Annotated in this window: 4 protein-coding genes; all 4 read right to left on the bottom strand. The window is 46.7% G+C overall.

The window, feature by feature from the left end; all coding sequences use genetic code 11:
- Window positions 1-63: 63 nt before the first annotated feature.
- The 4 genes from pfaC to K5Q73_RS13185 are packed head-to-tail and all read right to left on the bottom strand — an operon-like array spanning window position 64 to window position 17,547.
- Entirely contained in the window at window positions 64-6,075 is a 6,012-nt protein-coding gene (gene pfaC / locus K5Q73_RS13170) for a beta-ketoacyl synthase N-terminal-like domain-containing protein (RefSeq protein WP_220763610.1), read from the bottom strand.
- Window positions 6,075-8,372, bottom strand: a complete 2,298-nt coding sequence (pfaB, locus tag K5Q73_RS13175; protein ID WP_220763612.1) for a PfaB family protein — start codon at window positions 8,370-8,372, stop codon at window positions 6,075-6,077. Before pfaB ends, pfaC begins: the two co-directional genes overlap by 1 nt.
- Window positions 8,372-16,681 carry a type I polyketide synthase gene (locus K5Q73_RS13180; protein ID WP_220763614.1) on the bottom strand — a complete coding sequence of 2,770 codons (8,310 nt, stop codon included), beginning with the start codon at window positions 16,679-16,681 and terminating at the stop codon, window positions 8,372-8,374. Before K5Q73_RS13180 ends, pfaB begins: the two co-directional genes overlap by 1 nt.
- Window positions 16,681-17,547, bottom strand: coding sequence for a transcriptional regulator (locus K5Q73_RS13185; RefSeq protein WP_220763616.1), 867 nt, complete (start codon window positions 17,545-17,547; stop codon window positions 16,681-16,683). The genes K5Q73_RS13180 and K5Q73_RS13185 overlap by 1 nt, the downstream gene beginning before the upstream one ends.
- Window positions 17,548-17,904: the final 357 nt, after the last annotated feature.

Here is a 17,904-nt window from a genome sequence, read left to right on the forward strand (position 1 = left end):
TATAAGGTAGTTAATGACTAAAGTGTTGTTCTTTAGTCATTAACTTAGGCTTAAAACTTCGTTTTAAGCCTCTTCGATACAGATGGCTATATCGAATACTTCGTATATGCGCAGACCATCTTTACTTAGGCTGGCATTACCTGTGATGACTTTCTTACCGTCTTCATCTTTGACAGAGGTAATGCTCACATCCATAGACATCTGCTTGTTCAGCGGATTAATTTGACCGCGATACTTCCACTTGATGTTAGATAGAATTTGACCAAACTTAGGGTTTTTAAACCCTGCACCTAAGTCTTTTGAAATAGCATAAGTCTGCATGGTTTCAATAATCGCTTCAACACCGAGTGAACCTGGCATTACCGGGTCTTGGTGGAAGTGGAATTGGAAGAACCAATCACTTGGGTCAATGGTGCGCTCAGCGTACAAGTAACCTAGGCCTTCGGTGCCGCCATTATCAACAATTTCAACGCTGTCGATAAAGTTCAGCTGACCACCTGCTAAACGATAATGCGGTTGGTTAGCTGGCGCGTTAAAGTGACGGCCGCTCTTATCAAGCAGGTTCACTTTAGTGGTTGCTGCAACGCCGTTAGCCACATGCCAAGGCTGAGTCACTTTGCCGTTATCTAGACCAAGCTGATCTTTAAGCGCATCACCCTTGAAGTAGCCAAATACCGCCGTACCGCGATAGAAAGGCTCATTATCAACGCTTAGCTCGAAGCTAAAGCTTTGAATGATGTTAGTGCCAGCCATAACGGTTGATAACAAGCGCGAGTCGTTACGAATAGTTTTACCGCGCAAATCAACATCACGCAGTAGCTCACCGCTACCATCTAAGTTACGGAAGAACAGTTCAAGGCCTGGGAAGCCAAGGGTTGTGCCCATGTAACCTGAGATAAAGCCGTTAGGCTGCAGTGAGATCTCCATCAAAATCGAGTATGGCATCACTGCGCCATGGCTGTTTTTGTCGAAATACCATGCATCTGCAGGCACTTCATATTCAGCGATACACGATGATGGCTTTTTAAAGTCGCCGCGCTTACCGTTAACTTCGATAACACGGGTGGTCACCTGTAAGTCACCACATGGTGTACGTGGTGGGATCATGCCGCGATAGATTGAGAACTCAGGGCCGAAGCAGTTTTCGATATTACCGGTGGCAAACTCAAACATGTGATACGGCGTAAACGGTACGGTATCAGGTATGCGGTTGGGGTAGTCCGGCGTAATTGGCGCTTCAACGTGGGAAATCGGAATGACGCCCTTGTTTGGCTCTTTGGTTAGATCAGGGATTTGCGCCATTAATGGAGCGTTTACAGATGCTGGCTGGTATTCTGTATTGCGAGACGCCACAGGCGCTTGAGCAGTCTTTGCTGTCCCTGTTGTGTTAGCCGAGTTGGTCAAAAGCGGATAACGAGTACACTCATCTTCCTCTTTAATCATCACACCTAGGTTTTGGAAATCCACTACCGCTTTGCCGTTGAGCAAAATATCGATGTTAGCTTTAGCATATGGGCGCGGACTGAAACCTATTTCAGTCACTTCCATACGGTAAGTCAGTACGCCAGATTGTGGTAGCACTTGGCCGCGACAACGTACTTGCTGTGAGGCATTTTCATGTGGCTGGAAACGGCCGTTTTTAGTTTGGGTGTGCATACCAAGGTGCAGCATATAGAACTGCAGTAATTGACCACAACCTTCAGCCATTAACGAGCCAGCCATCACTTGGTCGCCCTTGAAATGACACGGGAAGTACCAGTGGTCTGCTTCAAGTTGTTTATGACCTTCGATTAAACCTAGACCCCAAGTACCGCCTGTGCGATCAACCTTGCTGACTTGTTCAATCATCAAGAATTTTTCAGATGCGAAGCAAAGAGACGGCTGGTGGGCGCCGCTGTGGCTTGGGCCGAAACAACCTGCAATATCAGCAGTTAATAGCTTATGAATATCGCCATAGCTAAACTGAGTTTTAGGGCAATCAAGTAGTGGGTTAAAGCGCTGCTTTTGCACTAGGCTGCGAGCTTTAATCTCTTCTTCAGTGCGAATCACACCTTTACCGTCGGCAAGCTCTTCATCAGTGAAGAAGCCAGCGCAGCCGCCATCCATCTTGAGGATCATCTTATCGCCAACAAAACACTCATACGAGAAGAAGAACAACAAGGTTTCGCCATTACGGGCATAGTTGTTGATCTTAATGTCGTAACGCAGTGTGTCGCCGCCACGTGGCAAGTCACCCAAGAAGGTAAGGGTACAATCGAGTAGTCGATAAACCCGCTCGCCTTTGTTCTCAAAGTCGATACCTAGATAGCTAATAAGCATCAAGTCACATTGGCCTGATTCTACTGCTACCGCCCAAGGGATTTGTCCGTCTACTAAGTATGGCGCATCAACAGGGATGTCGTACTCAGTGGTCATTGAGCATGGCTTAAACTGATTTATGGTCGCATCAAGTTTGGTGACGCGCGATACTAGGAGATAGTCTGTGGTTGGTAGACGTACGCGGCGTGAGTAACTGTCGATGATCGCATAATCACTGCCAAATACCTTAGCGATATCGCCCTCTGCGTACTCAACTAAATCGGCGTAGTTCCAGATACACGGTTTTAGTGCAGGCACTGGTGCGATATATGGCGGCACGTTAGCGTGATCTGGCTTTAACTCCACAACACTGCTTTGCACTGGTGCAGCTTGCGTTGGAGTATGAGTTGCAGCAAGTGTTGCAGTTTGAGCATCGATGGCTTGAATATCGACGGCCTGAGTATCGACGGCTTGAATATCGAGGACTTGGCCGGTTACTTGCGCTAGCTGCTGTTTTAGCAGAGCATCAGCCACCTTCATACCTGCATTGCGGCTCTCTAGAAAAGCTAAGTGAGCTTGCTGAGTGAGCTGTTGATTGTGTTGAAAACTGGCGAGATCACCTGAGCCAATTTCGCCAGCAACAGTATTCCCTATAGCAGTATCAAGAGTCTTGTTTGTATTGTTTGCTGTATTAGCAATGGTATTTGTTGTCATTGGTGGGGTACCTAATTCACGTTTGGGTGCCTGAGCGGTGACGCCAATGTTTGCAGTCTGTTGTGCTGCAATTGTTATTTGTGGATCTACTGAGCCAGCCGTTTCGAATGAGCTTGCCGTTTCGACTGCATTAGTGGCCTTAATCGGTTTAACTTGGCTTACCAAGGTCGATGCTGTCGCTTGCGCCAACTTTTGCGTAATCGCTTCAAGGCTTGCAAGTGGCGTATCAACAATATGCTGGTAGATATCGCGGCCACCTAAGGTGACTTGCTTAACCAACTGGTGTTTAGCATCCGATTTAAGCTCACTGCTTAAACGGGCGGTTAATGCTTGTTGCTCGCTAGCGGTTTGGCTAATCAATAGCTGTGATAATTGGTTTTCACTGATATTGTTGATGAGCGCGCAATTGGCTTTATTGGTTTGGGCTACAGCATTTAAGTTAAGTAAACCATGTAATAGGCTTGCCATTCCCGCAGCGGCAAAGCAGTGACCAATACGCTGCTCTGCAGCGGTATGAGTAACCTGCGGTGTAGCCATTGGCGCCAATTGAATTTGGCTTGCAGGTGCAGCCATAGTTTCAATTACTTTAACGGCATTAAAGTCAGTAGCAGTTTGGCTAAGTAATCTGTCGGTGGCCAAAGCGGTTTCGGCAGTTTTAGCAAATCCAAGCGCATCTATTTGGCCGTATGAGCAGCCAGATGTCGCTTCATCTTTGACTAATACGATAGCACCAGCACCTTCACCTACATTCCATGATGTAGAAGTTGAATTGAGATTGGCGTCGAGTTTAGGCTCGATTGCCACTGGTGAAATAGCGTTTTTGAGAATGACTTGCTCAAAGCTACCAGAGAGATCAACCGCTGCAATAACTACTGCATCTAGGTTATCTTCCATGATGAGGTTTTGCGCGACATCAATACAGCGACTCACCGATTGCTCTGCAGCAGAAATAGTGAAGGCTGGGCCATTAAAGTCCCATAATGACGCCACGCGTGACGCCATAATATTACCAATAAAGCTGGTGTACTGATTCAGCTTAGCTGCATCAAGCACACTGTCCATGGCGATAGCTTCAAGCGCTTGGTATTCATCAGTTGATAAACTGACGCCCATGGCTGCAAGGCTTTGAGCTAGCTGAGTATGCAAGTTAACGCGGCCGCGGAACTGATGCAGTTCAAGCTCGGTTTCCATTGCGACTAATACTGCCACTTTCTGCCCAGGCTCTAGCTTGGCATCACGAATGGCTTCGTCTGTCACTCGCATTAACATTAACTGCTGTGAGATCAAACGGTCATCTTCGTTTGGCGGCAGTTTAAAGCGTAAAAAGTCTAACTCGAAGTTATCGACATAGGCACCTTTTGGTGCAGATGCTAATCCAAACTCAGCCAGTAATTCACTGTGCTTTTCAAGGCCTTTCCAACGCTTTTTAGGCAGTTCGATAAAGCCGTTACCGTTTTGAGTCACAGCATTATTAAGCGCATTGATACTGCTAAGCGGACCAAAGTGTGAGGCAAGGCCAACCACTTTTAGCGGCTCAGCTTGACGCGCGGCTTGAGTGGGCTTTGTCTTTACAGTCCCTTTGCCATTGTATGATTCAAGCAATAGGTGAGCATTACAACCACCAAAGCCAAAAACCGATACGCCAGCGTGACGACTTCTCACACCAAAATGATTATTCGATGGTTTATCTGGCCAGCCTTGAACCATGCTAGGCAGGGTTGGTTTACCAAACAGTTTTTTCGGTGAAGAGATTGCATCACTGATATTGATACTTGGCGGCAGGTAACCTTCTTTCATGGCGAAGATCATTTTCATGATCCCCGGCATGCCGGCTGCGGTTAATAGGTGGCCTAAGTTAGACTTGGCTGAACCAATTAACGGTGCATCAGTACCTTGCAGCTTGTCTTCAAAGAAGGTTTCCATTGAAGTGAGCTCAATCTTATCACCCAGCGGCGTACCTGTTGCGTGGCACTCAATCACTTCAATGTCTTTTGGCTCAATATCACTGGCGGCATAGGCACGTTCAAAGGCTTTTACCTGACCTTTAGGGTTCGGGCTTAATACAAACTGGCCTTTACCGTCGTTTGATAGACCTACGCCACTAACAACCGCATAGATCTTGTCATTGTCGCGCTCTGCATCTTCAAGCCGTTTAAGCACTAATACGCCAGCGCCTTCGCCGGCAAACAAGCCTTTACTGCTGCCATCAAACGGCACTGAAATACCATGGTCTGGGTAGGCGTGGAAGATTGAGAATCCCATGTTGATAAAGAAAGGATCTGCGCCAGAGACTGCTCCAGCCAACATGATATCGGCCTTGCCAGTGCTTAAGTAATCACAAGCAAGCTTTAATGAGTAAACCGAACTTGCACAGGCGGCATCAAGGCTTAGCTGTGCGCCGCCAAGACCTAACGCATCGGCAACCACTTTTGAGCTGTTATGGGCAATGGCACCATTGGCTGCGTTTAGGTTGCATTCATTTACCGCTCGCGCGGTATGGGCATTAGTTGGGCTTAACTTAAATGCTTTTGCGCCGAGTTTATCCTGCAGGGCTTTCTCAACCGCGCTGTGATAAATCGGCAAAAACAGATCGTTGGAGCGGGTAGTTGGGAACGATAAAGCGCCCATTACTACACCTGTGCGGCTTAAGTCTGCACAGGTGATATCAATTCCGGCATCCGTTAACGCATTGCGGCTGGTGTCTAGTGCCCAAAGAAAGCTGTCATCTAAACCAGTTAAGCTTTGCTCTGACAGCTTGTAGCCCGCAGGGTTAAATTGAAAGTTTTCAATATAGCCGCCTTTATTACAATAAAAGCGGTCGGACTGACCTTGTACACCTTGATAATCTTGGCTGTTAGCACCGAGTTTTTCGTTGGTTAAGGTGCTGCGAGAGTCGCGTTTATCCAGCAGGTTCTGCCAAAATTCTTGCGGGGTTTTAGCATCTGGATACAGAGTGGCTAAACCGACAATGGCGATTTTGCTTTGTTTACTGGTTTTACTTGCGTTAGTCGCGCCTTTTCCACTTTGGGAAAGAGGGTTAGAAGCATTGTCTGGTAATGACATTAGACTTCCCCTTGAAGTAAATGGTCTTGGTTAGACTCAATCGCAGTTGACTGCTTTGCCGCCGAGTGGGCGATTAATTGGCAATGCGCTAGCTCGCGCTTGAGTCCATCAATAAATGGTTGCAGCGATAACGGCACGTTATGGCTAATTAATTGGCCTATAGCCTTAATCACGCTGGTAATGTCTTGGCTACCCTTAGCGTTCATTGGCACAGTGCAACAAGGCTGATGTTTTGCACTGCTGGCACTATCTTGTTTAGCAATCTTGTCGATCAAGGTGCAGTTTTGTCTATCTGCACCGATTTCAACAAACAGCTTAGCGCCTTGATGTTGGGCGTGATGTACTAGCGCGGTAAAGTCCAAGGTTTGGCAGAAGGTGTCGGCAATAGATTGAGCAACGACTAGGCTGCTAAGTGCTTGCTCACTCACCGTTTGCTTAGCGGTTAAATCTGCGGCGCTGATAAAACCTATTTCACTAGGAAGCTCAGCTTTTAACGGTTGCAGATAAAAATCCATCACATTTTGATGCTCTTGCATCGCAGGTTGCGTATGCATTGCTGTTACGCGATTGGCTGCAATACCGCGTTTGCCCAGTGCAGCAAGCAGTGCTTTGCACTGGGTTTCACAGCCAGCGATTACGCAGGTGTCACCTTGAATAATCGCAAGGTAAGCGTGTGGATAATCTTTTAGTAATGCCTCAAGTGGCGCTGCTTCACTTCTAACCACAAAGCTATTCCACTGGATCTCTGCGGCGGTGTCATCGAGCTGCCAAGCCTGTCTAACAGCGGTTAATTTGCCGGAAATAGCCGAAGTGAAAAGCGGGTCGGTTTGGGTTTTGCTAATCAGCGCATGCGGGTTTTGCCATACGCCTAAGCTTGCCCACATTGATGCTTCACCCATTGAGTAACCTAAAGCAAAATTAGGCTTAATATTAAACTCATTGGTTAGCAGCTGAGTTAACAAGTAGCTGCTACCCACGCCAGCAATGGCTAAGTCACCTAAGCTCATCTTGGCGGCATGTTTAGGGTCAAGATGATAGATATCTTCTGCTTGTAGCATCGACTTTAAATCGCCTTCCCGCTCAAGTTTGGCGTAAAGAGCAGGGAAGTACTGATGCAATTCATTAAGCATATCGGCATAAACCGTACCCACACCTGGATAGACAAAAGCGAGCCCCGCTTGGGCGTCGTTATCGCTATTACCAAGCGGTGTTAGGGTCAAATAACTACCCGCAGGGGTTTTATATTGACTTAAGCTACTATGACTTAAATTAGCGTTTGTTTGCTCAGCAAAAAGCGCTGCTAGTGCATCGTTCAGTGCATTTAATTCTTGTTTAGCTGCGACGAATGAGCTCGCTTGAATAACAGCCTGATAAGCGGGCTTATTATGGCTACTAAACAGTCTCGCAGCGTTAACAAAATTGTCATGCATTGTGCTGAGCAGCACTTGTTGATGCTGTAGAGAAAGCTCATTAGTATCTGCTACCTGCAAGCTGGCTAATTGCTGTATTAGCTTAGCTATCGATGCTGCAATATCTTGCTCACTATTGCCGGGCAAGATAAACATTAATCTTTGGCTGCTTAGCATTGACTTAGGCGCTAACGAGCCTGTGCCTTGGGTTAGCACATAGCTGGTTGCTTGTTGGCCATTAACAAAGTTTATGGCTGCAACACGGTTTTGATGAAATTCGCTAAACCAATAGTGGCTTTTGGCCTGTTTAGCACCCAGTTTTACACCTTGATGAACAGCTTTTCTTACATGGGTGCGGCTAGCAAGTTGCTGAATAAGGGAATAAACCTCTGTGAACTGCTGTTCACTATTGAGGTTTTCAAAACACTCATTCACGCTGACATCAGTTAAGCTACGTTTGGCTTGTATAAGAGACTGGCTTAGCGCATTAGATGGTATTCCATCTTGACTTATTGGCGTCGATTCAGCTTGCTGCATAGCTGCAAGCTGCGCATGAGGATGGATCCGCATTTGCGCCGCTTTTAATGCAGGTAGCATTAACAAAGCGTGAGTTGCTGTAGCAAGCTTGACGATATAGCCATTGTTAATCGCGTTGGTCGCAGCATTTAGCTGCGACTCAAAGCTGTTTGCATCGCTGTCATCTGAGATAGTGATGCTGAGCATTTCAGGTGACGGTGCACTGTTAAGCAGGGCATTTAGCTCTGGCTGCACTGTTTGATAGCTCGCTAAAACCGACTGGTCGACAGTGTTAATATCAAACTGCGGCGTTGGCAGTAAGATAAGTGCGATGCGAAGTGGCATCACACTGGTATTAGGCGTTTGTTCCACTATTTCGCCTCACTGTCGTTTGCTAGCACAGCAGGTAAAAATGCGGGGTTTAAGCTTTTGCTAATAGTGATTTTAGCCGACTTAAACATGGCACTTAACTCGCCGTTAGCTCGGTATAGCGCAACATTGGCTTCAAGTGAGCGTTTGTTATGCTTAATGACTTCAAGCTCAATGATACCGGTTTCACCAAAGGCCATTGGTTGGTTTGAGATAAACTCACCAATGCTTGATGGCAAACTCGCCGCGCCAGTTTTAAGTCTTGCCCAAACGAGCATGGCTTGTAGCAGTAGGTCTTCAGCAAAAGGCTGACTACCACCCACATGAGCTTGCGGCAAGAACTCACCACAATCGCTAAGCTTTACCTGCGGTAATGAAACGTTGGCAATTAATCTTTGCTCATCAAACTGCACCACAGATTGGATCCCTTGTAGACGCGGCCCGTGGAACAAGGTGCCGTTACTATAAAGTTCCTTCGCTGTGGTAATCACCTTAGCTGCGCTTAAGTTAAACTGCTTGCTAGCGTACTCAGTGGTTATGTTACCTACAAGTGTTGCTTGATATTGTGGGCGACCATTACTGCTGATCAACGCATTCAGTGTTGCATCTTCACCTGTTGGCGTTAGCTCAAGAGTTAACTCTTGAGCTGCATCGGTTTCAAATACAATCCCTTTTAGCAGTTTGTAATTTATGACTTTTACCTGAGAGCCGAGCATATCGCTCGCCGCTTCACGCATCCAGTCGATAGCACATACCGTTGGCAGCACGCTGTTACCGCCAATGCGGTGATCTTCAATGAAGACCATGGCACTAGGGGTTAACAGACGCGTTGCAGTGACAGCTTGTAGTGGTGTTTTTTGTGCACCAGCACGCGGATGCGATGTTGTTAGCACCTCACCCGCATTAAGCTTTTTTACAGAAGCAGTCTCAGTTGCTTTTGTGTCGCTTCCGCCTTGCATTGATGTACCAATTAGCAACTGTACGCCTGTTTCACCTAATAGCTGAGTCGCAAATAGCTCTGCACCTGCTTTTAGTGGAATGACGTATACACCACGGTCGGTAAACATCTTTTTAAGCGCAGGGTTAACCATGCCGCCATCCCAAGGGCCCCAGTTAAAGCTCATGACTTTAGCTTGTGGGTTACGTGCAGTGAACTGCAACGCTGCCTTGTTAAGAATGTCGTTTGACATCGCATAATCGCTTTGACCTGTGTTGCCGTAAAAACCTGCAGCAGATGAGAACATAGCAAGTAACTTAATCTTACTTGGCTCAAGTGCCGCGAGTAGCGCTTTTAGGCCGTTAACTTTAGTGCCATAAACACGTGCAAGTTCAGCAAGAGTCTTGTCTTGAATATGCTTGTCTGCTAGTACGCCTGCGCCGTGAATAAGACCGGTGATCTCATTTGAGCGACCGTTAAGTGCTGCTGTGATTGCTGCGCTGTCGGTGACGTCCATGCTCACGTATTCGGCAGATGCTCCAACCTCGCTAAAGGCGGCTAGGGCTGCATTAATCTCAATGCTGCTTTGTACTGGCCACACAGCGGCTTCAACTTGCTTTGGCGTTGGCTTTTGACCTGTAGAGATAATATGAGCGATTGCCGCTGACTTTAGCTCGCTGGTTTGCTTACCTGCAGCCCAGCTTGGCAAAGCTTGTAATTCACTACGGCCAGCTAAGATAAAGTGCGACTGAGTGCGTTTAGCCAGTGCTAGTGCACATTCGAAGGTTACGCCTTTTGCGCCCCCGGTCACCAGTATTTTATCTGTACTGTTAAGCTCAGCTTTTGCTGTTTTGTCTGCAGCTTCTCCGGCAACTAAGGTCACTCGAGTTAGCTCATCTTTTTTACCGAAAGAGATACCCACTTCAGGAAGTTGAGCGTTGCTATCAAATAGTTCGCTAGTGATCGCATCGGCTAAATGAGTTGCATCAACATCTGTTGCAATATCGAGTGCACGACAAAAAACCTGTGGCCATTCATGACTTAGGGTTTTAGTTAACCCTGCTAATGCAGCTTGGTTAAGTTCTGCACCTTTTAGTGCATCAGTATTTAAGTAACCAAAGCCACCGTCGATGCGGCTTACTGTCACAAAACAGCGGCGAGCGTCTGATCCTGCAACTAATTTTGGTTGCAACAATTTAGCCCATAAGAACGCATTACTCACGTGAGTAAAGCTTTGCCCATCGAGGTTTACTGCACTTTGCTGCGCAGCATTCGTTTCTGGTTGCAAGTGGATAAAGCCACCAATAGTGCCAACCTGAGTTTCAATCTGCGCGATAACTGCAGCGATACTTGTCTCTAGCTCAGACTCATCGCTTGAGGTAAGTTCAAAGCTGGCAACGTCACTTGAAAGTGGCGATTGTGGCTGACCAGCAGCAAGACGCACAACGGCAACTTTAAGACCTTGTTTAATTAGTTTCTCAGCTAAAACACCTGCGTTGTGACCATCATCGTTGATCACAACACTTGCGTCTGCGGCGAAACAATTTTCTAGCTTGTCCGCCGCATTAAGCTTTTTTAGCGCTACCTCGCTATGAGGAGGAAGCTCTACACTTGGTTCTGCCGAAATTGCTGCTGGCTTTGAAGCATTTGCAGCACTTTTATCAGCAGAGCCTTCAGCCGCACTTGTATTAGTAGAGCCATCAGCTGCACTTGTAGAAAGTTTAGAGTTCATATAGGCCACGATTTCGCCAAGCGTACGGCACTCTGCTAAATCTTCAGGATTTAGCTCAGGTAGACCCGGTAGCTCATCTTGAACTGTGCCAAGAATTTCTACACGCTTAATTGAATCGATACCTAAATCGGCTTCCATATCCATGCCAAGTTCAAGCATTTCAGTTGGGTAGCCAGTCTTTTCTGCAACTACAGACATCATAGTCGCCTGTACCTTGTCAGCAGAAAGACCATTCGCTGCAGGAGTCGCAGCTGCGGCACTTGTAGATAGCTGATAGTTCATAGAGCCTTCAGCCGGCAGTTTAGAGCCGTCAGTCAGCTTAGAGTTCATGTAGCTAACGATTTCGCCTAGCGTACGACACTCTGCTAGATCTTCTGGATTAAGCTCAGGTAAACCTGGTAGCTCATCTTGTACTGTGCCAAGAATTTCAACGCGTTTAATTGAGTCGATGCCTAAATCGGCTTCCATATCCATGCTAAGTTCTAGCATTTCAGTTGGGTAGCCAGTCTTTTCGGCAACTACTGACATCATAGTAGCCTGTACTTTGTCAGCACTTACACCGTTTGCAGCTGGTGCAATAGCAGCATATGAAAGAGGAGAGCCTTCAGCTGCACTTGTAGACAGCTTTGAGTTCATGTAGCTAACGATTTCGCCCAGTGTACGACACTCAGCTAGATCTTCTGGGTTAAGCTCAGGTAAACCCGGTAGCTCATCTTGTACTGTGCCAAGAATTTCAACGCGCTTGATAGAGTCGATACCCAAATCGGCTTCCATATCCATGCTTAGTTCAAGCATTTCAGTTGGGTAGCCAGTCTTCTCGGCAACTACAGACATCATGGTCGCTTGTACCTTTTGCGCGCTTAGACCGTTTGCAGCTGGTGCAATAGTCGCAGATGAAAGAGCAGAGCCTTCAGCCGCACTTGTAGACAGCTGAGAGTTCATAGAGCCTTCAGCTGGCAGTTTACTGCCCATATAGTCGACGATTTCACCCAGTGTGCGACACTCGGCTAAATCTTCAGGATTAAGCTCAGGTAAACCCGGTAGCTCGTCTTGTACTGTACCTAGAATTTCAACGCGCTTGATAGAATCGATACCTAAATCGGCTTCCATATCCATTTCAAGCTCTAACATTTCAGTTGGGTAGCCAGTCTTTTCGGCAACCACTGACATCATAGTGCTTTGTACTTTTGCTGTGCTCAAGGCTGTACCGCTCGCAGCTGGTGCAGTGGCCAATTGAGACACTTGCGCCGCAGCGGCACTTGTATTAGCAGAGCCGTCAGCTGGTAGTTTACTGCCCATATAGTCGACGATTTCACCAAGCGTACGACACTCAGCCAAATCTTCAGGGCTAAGCTCAGGTAAACCTGGTAGCTCATCTTGTACAGTGCCAAGAATCTCAACGCGTTTAATTGAGTCGATACCTAAATCGGCTTCCATATCCATGCCAAGCTCAAGCATTTCAGTTGGGTAACCGGTTTTTTCAGCAACCACAGACATCATAGTGCTTTGCACTTTTGCAGCGCTCAAGGCTGTTTGCGTGCTCAGGGCTGTTTCAGCGCTCAGACCGTTTGCCGCTGGTGCAACAGTCGCAGCTGCTGTAACAGGTGAAAGCTGAGAGTTCATAGAGCCGTCAGCTGGCAGTTTACTGCCCATATAGTCGACGATTTCGCCTAGTGTACGACACTCAGCTAAATCTTCAGGGCTAAGCTCTGGTAAACCCGGTAGCTCATCTTGTACTGTGCCAAGAATTTCTACACGCTTGATTGAATCGATGCCTAAGTCGGCTTCCATATCCATTTCAAGCTCTAGCATTTCAGTTGGGTAACCGGTTTTCTCGGCAACCACTTCAAGCATGGTGGCTTGGACTTTTGCTGCGCTCAAGGCTGAAGGCATTGTAGTCACAACACTTGTATGAGTTGGAACAACAGTTTGGGCAGGCGCAGCTTGACGAGCAACTTGTACTGGAGCCGTTTGAACAGGAGCTGTTACCGGTGCAGGCTGTGCTTGTGGAGCTTGAGTAGGCTGCACTGGCGTAGTGATAATTGGCGCTGCAATCGCAGCTTGAGCAACAACTTGGCTTTGAACCACTTGACTCTGAATTACTTCGGTTTGAATTCCTTCATTGTGAATGACAGGAGCGTAAGTTGCTTGGCTGCCATTTAGCAGGTTCAATGCGGCAATATTGCTGCCCGCTTGCATTTCAAGGAATTGCGTGTGGCTTTGTAGTGTTTGCGCTTGTAGCTGGTGGAACTGCTCCATTGAGCGTTGTAAGCTCTCTGGGATCGCAATTCCAGAACCTGCCAGCTTAGCTTGCTCTGTCATCAATGTGGTGAACGTCTCACCATATTGCTGTGGAATAGCTAAGAATTGCTGATGTAGCTGAGCTGTTTGCTGCTGGGCGGCAAAAAAGTTGCTGAGTGCATCGCTGCTAATATTATGCGCTGCTGGCTTACTATTTTTAGACACGACTTGATTCTCTTGAGCTGAATGAGCTTCAACTGGGGTTGCATTGGTTGAATGATAAGTGGCTTGCTCGTTACCTGATGTAACTGCTGCAACTTCAACAATCTTTTCGACTTCTACGATTTTTTCTACGAGCTTCTCTACTTCAACCAACTTCTCAACTTCAACGATTTTTTCTTCGATCACATGTTCGATTTGTGAAGTGACGATGCCAGTCTCTAAAGATTTGGCCATCTTAGCGCGAGTCGCTTTGCTGATATGGTTAGCAGCGTTTAGCGAAATACTCATAGGTGACTTTTTAGCTGGAGCGGCAATATCGGCTTGGTATGGGTCGATTTCGCTTAATACAACACCGGTAACGGCCAGTTGCATTGCTGCTTGCTTAAGCTGCAGATCACTATCACCTTTAGGATTAGGGTTTATAGAGATTGTGCAAACTTCATTTTCAGTGTTAGCAAGCGTGCCTTGAACAAGCTTTTGTAAGATGTTCTTCGGACCAAACTCAACAAATACGCGTGCACCGGCGTCATACATAGCTTCTAGCTGGCTAGTAAAGCGGACTGATTGAAGCATATGTTTCTTAAACGAGGCTTTAATCTTTGCAGCAGTGCTTTCATAAAGTCCGCCAGTTGCATTTGAGTAAAGTGCTCGGCTAGCTTTAGTAAACTTGGCTGCATCAATCGCTTTAGCAAATGGCGCTTGGGCGTGACCAACAAGTTCAGTGTGGAATGCACCTGATACTGGCAGGTTAATCGCTTTGTAACCAAGCTCACTTAGCGCCTTAGCCGCATCAGCGGTACTTGCTGTTGGACCTGCAATCACAGATTGAGTTGGCGCGTTATAGTTAGCGACTTTCACCCCATCAAATTTAGCAATGGTTGTTTCAACGGCTTCAAGGTCTGCAGCGCTCTTGGTGATGATTGCATACATGCTACCTGCATCAGCTTCAACGCCATCTTTGGCTTCAGCTTTAGTCGCCATGGCATCGCCACGGGCAAAGGCCAGCTTGTAGTAATCATCAGAGCTGACAACACCTGCCGCGCACAGTGCGCTTAATTCACCAAAACTATGACCGGCTACCATATCGGCATTAAAGCCTGCTGCAGTGAACAGTTCATATTGACCCATTGAAATGGCACCAATTGCGCTTTGAGCATTGGCGGTATTAGTCAAAATGGCTTCTTGAGCCTTTAAGTCATCTTTATTAAATACAGGCTTTGGATACAGAGTTTGAGAAAGCGGTGTCTTATCATTTGCGGCAAATACCTTATCAGCCATCACAAATTGCTGACGCATCTCTGGATAATAACAAGCAAGGTCGCGACCCATATTTAGGTATTGTGAACCTTGGCCAGCAAACAGTGCGGCAACTTTACCGTCGATTGCTGCGGCGCGATAACTTGTGCCGCCAGGTAGTTGCCATGCGTTATCATCGCTTGCAGACAGCTTTGCAATTGCTTGCTTAATTAGGCCTGCTAATTCATCAGCAGTGTTTGCAACTAAACCAATACGTGGCGCTTTTTTATCAAGTTCACGGACAGAGTAGTTTGCCGCTGCATCTTTGAGGATAAATTCTGCTTGGTTTGCAGATGCTGCTAGTGTGTTTAGCTCGTTAATTAACGCAGCTTTATCGTTTGCGCTTATTAGGAAGCTTTGTGCGACTTGGCGTTGACGATATTTGGCTTTTTCGCTGTCAGTACGGCTGTGTTCTTGGTTGTACTCTTCTAGTACAAAGTGGAAGTTAGTACCACCAAAACCAAATGAGCTAATACCCGCGCGGCGTGGCGTACCATCAACACGCGGTAACCATGGACGTGTCTCAGTGTTTAAATAAAATGGTGAGTTTTCAATATCAAGCTTAGGGCTTGGCTGGCTGACGTTAATCGTTGCTGGTAGCACTTTGTGATGCAGTGCAAGGGCCGCTTTGATTAAACCTGCAGTACCCGCTGTTGATTTAGTATGACCAATTTGTGATTTAACCGAGCCAAGTGCGATGTGCTGCTTGGTATCGTTGCCATCAGCAAATACAGAGCAAAGTCCGGCAAATTCTGCAGCATCACCAGCTGCTGTGCCAGTACCGTGAGCTTCAATTAGACCTAAAGTGTGCGGCGCAAAGCCTGCGTCATCATAAGCGCGGTTTAGTGCTTTAGCTTGGCCCGATGGGCGAGGGGCGTAGATAGATTTAAACTTACCATCAGATGATGCACCCACACCTTTAATCACAGAGTAAATGCGGTCGCCATCGCGCTCGGCATCTTCAAGACGCTTGAGCGCCACCATACCGATACCTTCACCAATCATCATGCCTTTAGAATCAATATCAAATGGCTGAATGGTTTCGTTAGTGGTAAAAGCAGGTGTTTTTGAGAAACTCATATACATAGACGGTGAGTTATCGGTACACACACCACCGGTGATCATCATTTCAGAGCGACCTTCGGTTAGCTCTGTCAGTGCCATGCGCATTGCCGCAAGTGATCCTGCACAGGCTGCATCGACCACACAGTTCATGCCACCAAAGTCAAAACGGTTGGCGATACGACCAGCAATCACGTTACCTAAAGATCCCGGGAATGAGTTTTCTTCCCAGTGTACGTATTGGTCTTGGAATTTCTTGATCAGCATTTCGCTGTCGGTGTCGCTAATACCGCTATTGGCGAACACTTTCTTTAGCACTGGGTATTGCAGACGTGCTGTTAGGCTGTGGCTGATTTTTTGACCGCCGCCGACACCTAAAGTAATACCGATTTTATCTCGGTCGTAACCTTCAGGCAGGTTCGCGTCGGCCAATACTTCTTTAGCAACAATCAGTGATAACAGTTGTGATGAATCTGTTAGCTCTAGGATATTTGGCGGCAGGCCAAACTCCATTGGGTTGAAGTCCACATCTGGCAGGAAACCACCACGCTTACAGTAACTCTTATCGGCTACGGTTTTATCGGCGTCGTAATACTCTTCTGGTTGCCAGTGAGTCGATGGTAATTCAGTAATCGCATCGATTTTCTCGCTGATTAAGTCCCAAAACTTATTTAAATAGCGAGAATTTGCAAAGATGCTTGCCATGCCAACGATGGCAATAGGCATATCTTTAAGGCGCTTATTTAAGCGTGAATCAGCTTGTGAGTCTTGTGCTTGCTCAGTCGCTTTAGCTGACTTTGTAGGTTTAGAGGTCTGGCTCATTATGAGTCTCCGCTGGGTGCCTGAGAGTCAGGCGTCTTGTTGTTTGTTGTATGCGTTTCTTTTGAGGTGTGGCGATTTGGCGTCGCACCAGGAAAGCGCTGCAAAAAGGTGTGATAGTTACGCACGAGTAACTTTCGTAAATGGAATGGCCCATGTTTGAGTACGTAGGCCATATATCGATTTGTGGCTTGAGTATTGCCATCTTGATAAATGTCGAGATAGATCCAGTCGCTGTGAGGATCGATGCCGAGCAAAATTGAACTGGGTATTTCTTCGGTCAATTGCGGTGGAATGGTGAGTGAAACCACTTGCACTACGTTGTCGCCGTCGTTGCTTGGCAGGGCTAAGGTCTTAGCCAGTGTTTCATAGTGCAAGGTATAGGTTTGCACATCGCTACCTTGAGTTACCGGGATTTGATTAAAGTAACGCATCGGCACATTAGGGCTTTGTATGTCGCTGACTCGAGATACGCCATATCGCTTTAAGCACCTTGCTAACCCAGAACGTGACACATTTGGATTAATAAACTTTTGTGTTGCTTTTAATAAGGTGTCTAGCGGCATCTTCAATTGGTAACGCAAACCGACCACCACATACTCTTGTAGCGGGGTTAACGTAGTATTGAGGTGATGTGGAGTATTGGGGCAGTTTTCGACAGAGTCGCGTTTGCGCCATTTACGCACGGTGGCTTCACTGATATTTAATATTTTAGAAAGTTGACTGACACTGAGATCCGTCTCTTGTATGAATCGACGCATCTCGGGTGTAGTAGTGGCATTGCGATGCCTAGCTTCATGTTCTATTTGCGTACACTTATTCGAACTAATATTGGCTTCTTCTAAGTGTTCACTATTTGTTTTTGCCATCAGTTTAGCGGGTATCCGTTAATAATCTGTTGGGACTTAATAACGGCAGTGATAAACGCGTGCTTAGCGCTAAGCCACAACCTACCGTTATTTAATCAATGTTATTGAGCTAATGGCAGAGCAGACTACCTGAGCTAGTGAGTCAATACAATCACCTGGGACTGATTAATTACAGATACGACCAGCTTGAGTGAACACTTGTAAGCTAAGTTGGTATTTTTACTGAAGAATCAGTAAGTGAGGTAATATGTGATCTTTGTCGTGCGTTGCTGAGTTTTTGCTGCAAGATTGCCGTTCGGTTATCTAATGGTGGTTTGGTTGTTGCTTTTGGCTGTGCTTAGCAATGCGAGAGTTATA

Origin of the sequence: Shewanella sp. MBTL60-112-B2 (genome assembly GCF_019655055.1) — a bacterium.
Classification (GTDB): Bacteria; Pseudomonadota; Gammaproteobacteria; order Enterobacterales; family Shewanellaceae; genus Shewanella.

Excerpts from the sequence above, each read along its gene's own strand:
- K5Q73_RS13180 (WP_220763614.1), bottom strand. The coding sequence starts at position 16,681 with ATGAGCCAGACCTCTAAACCTACAAAGTCAGCTAAAGCGACTGAGCAA.
- pfaC (WP_220763610.1), bottom strand. The coding sequence starts at position 6,075 with ATGTCATTACCAGACAATGCTTCTAACCCTCTTTCCCAAAGTGGAAAA.
- K5Q73_RS13185 (WP_220763616.1), bottom strand. The coding sequence starts at position 17,547 with ATGGCAAAAACAAATAGTGAACACTTAGAAGAAGCCAATATTAGTTCG.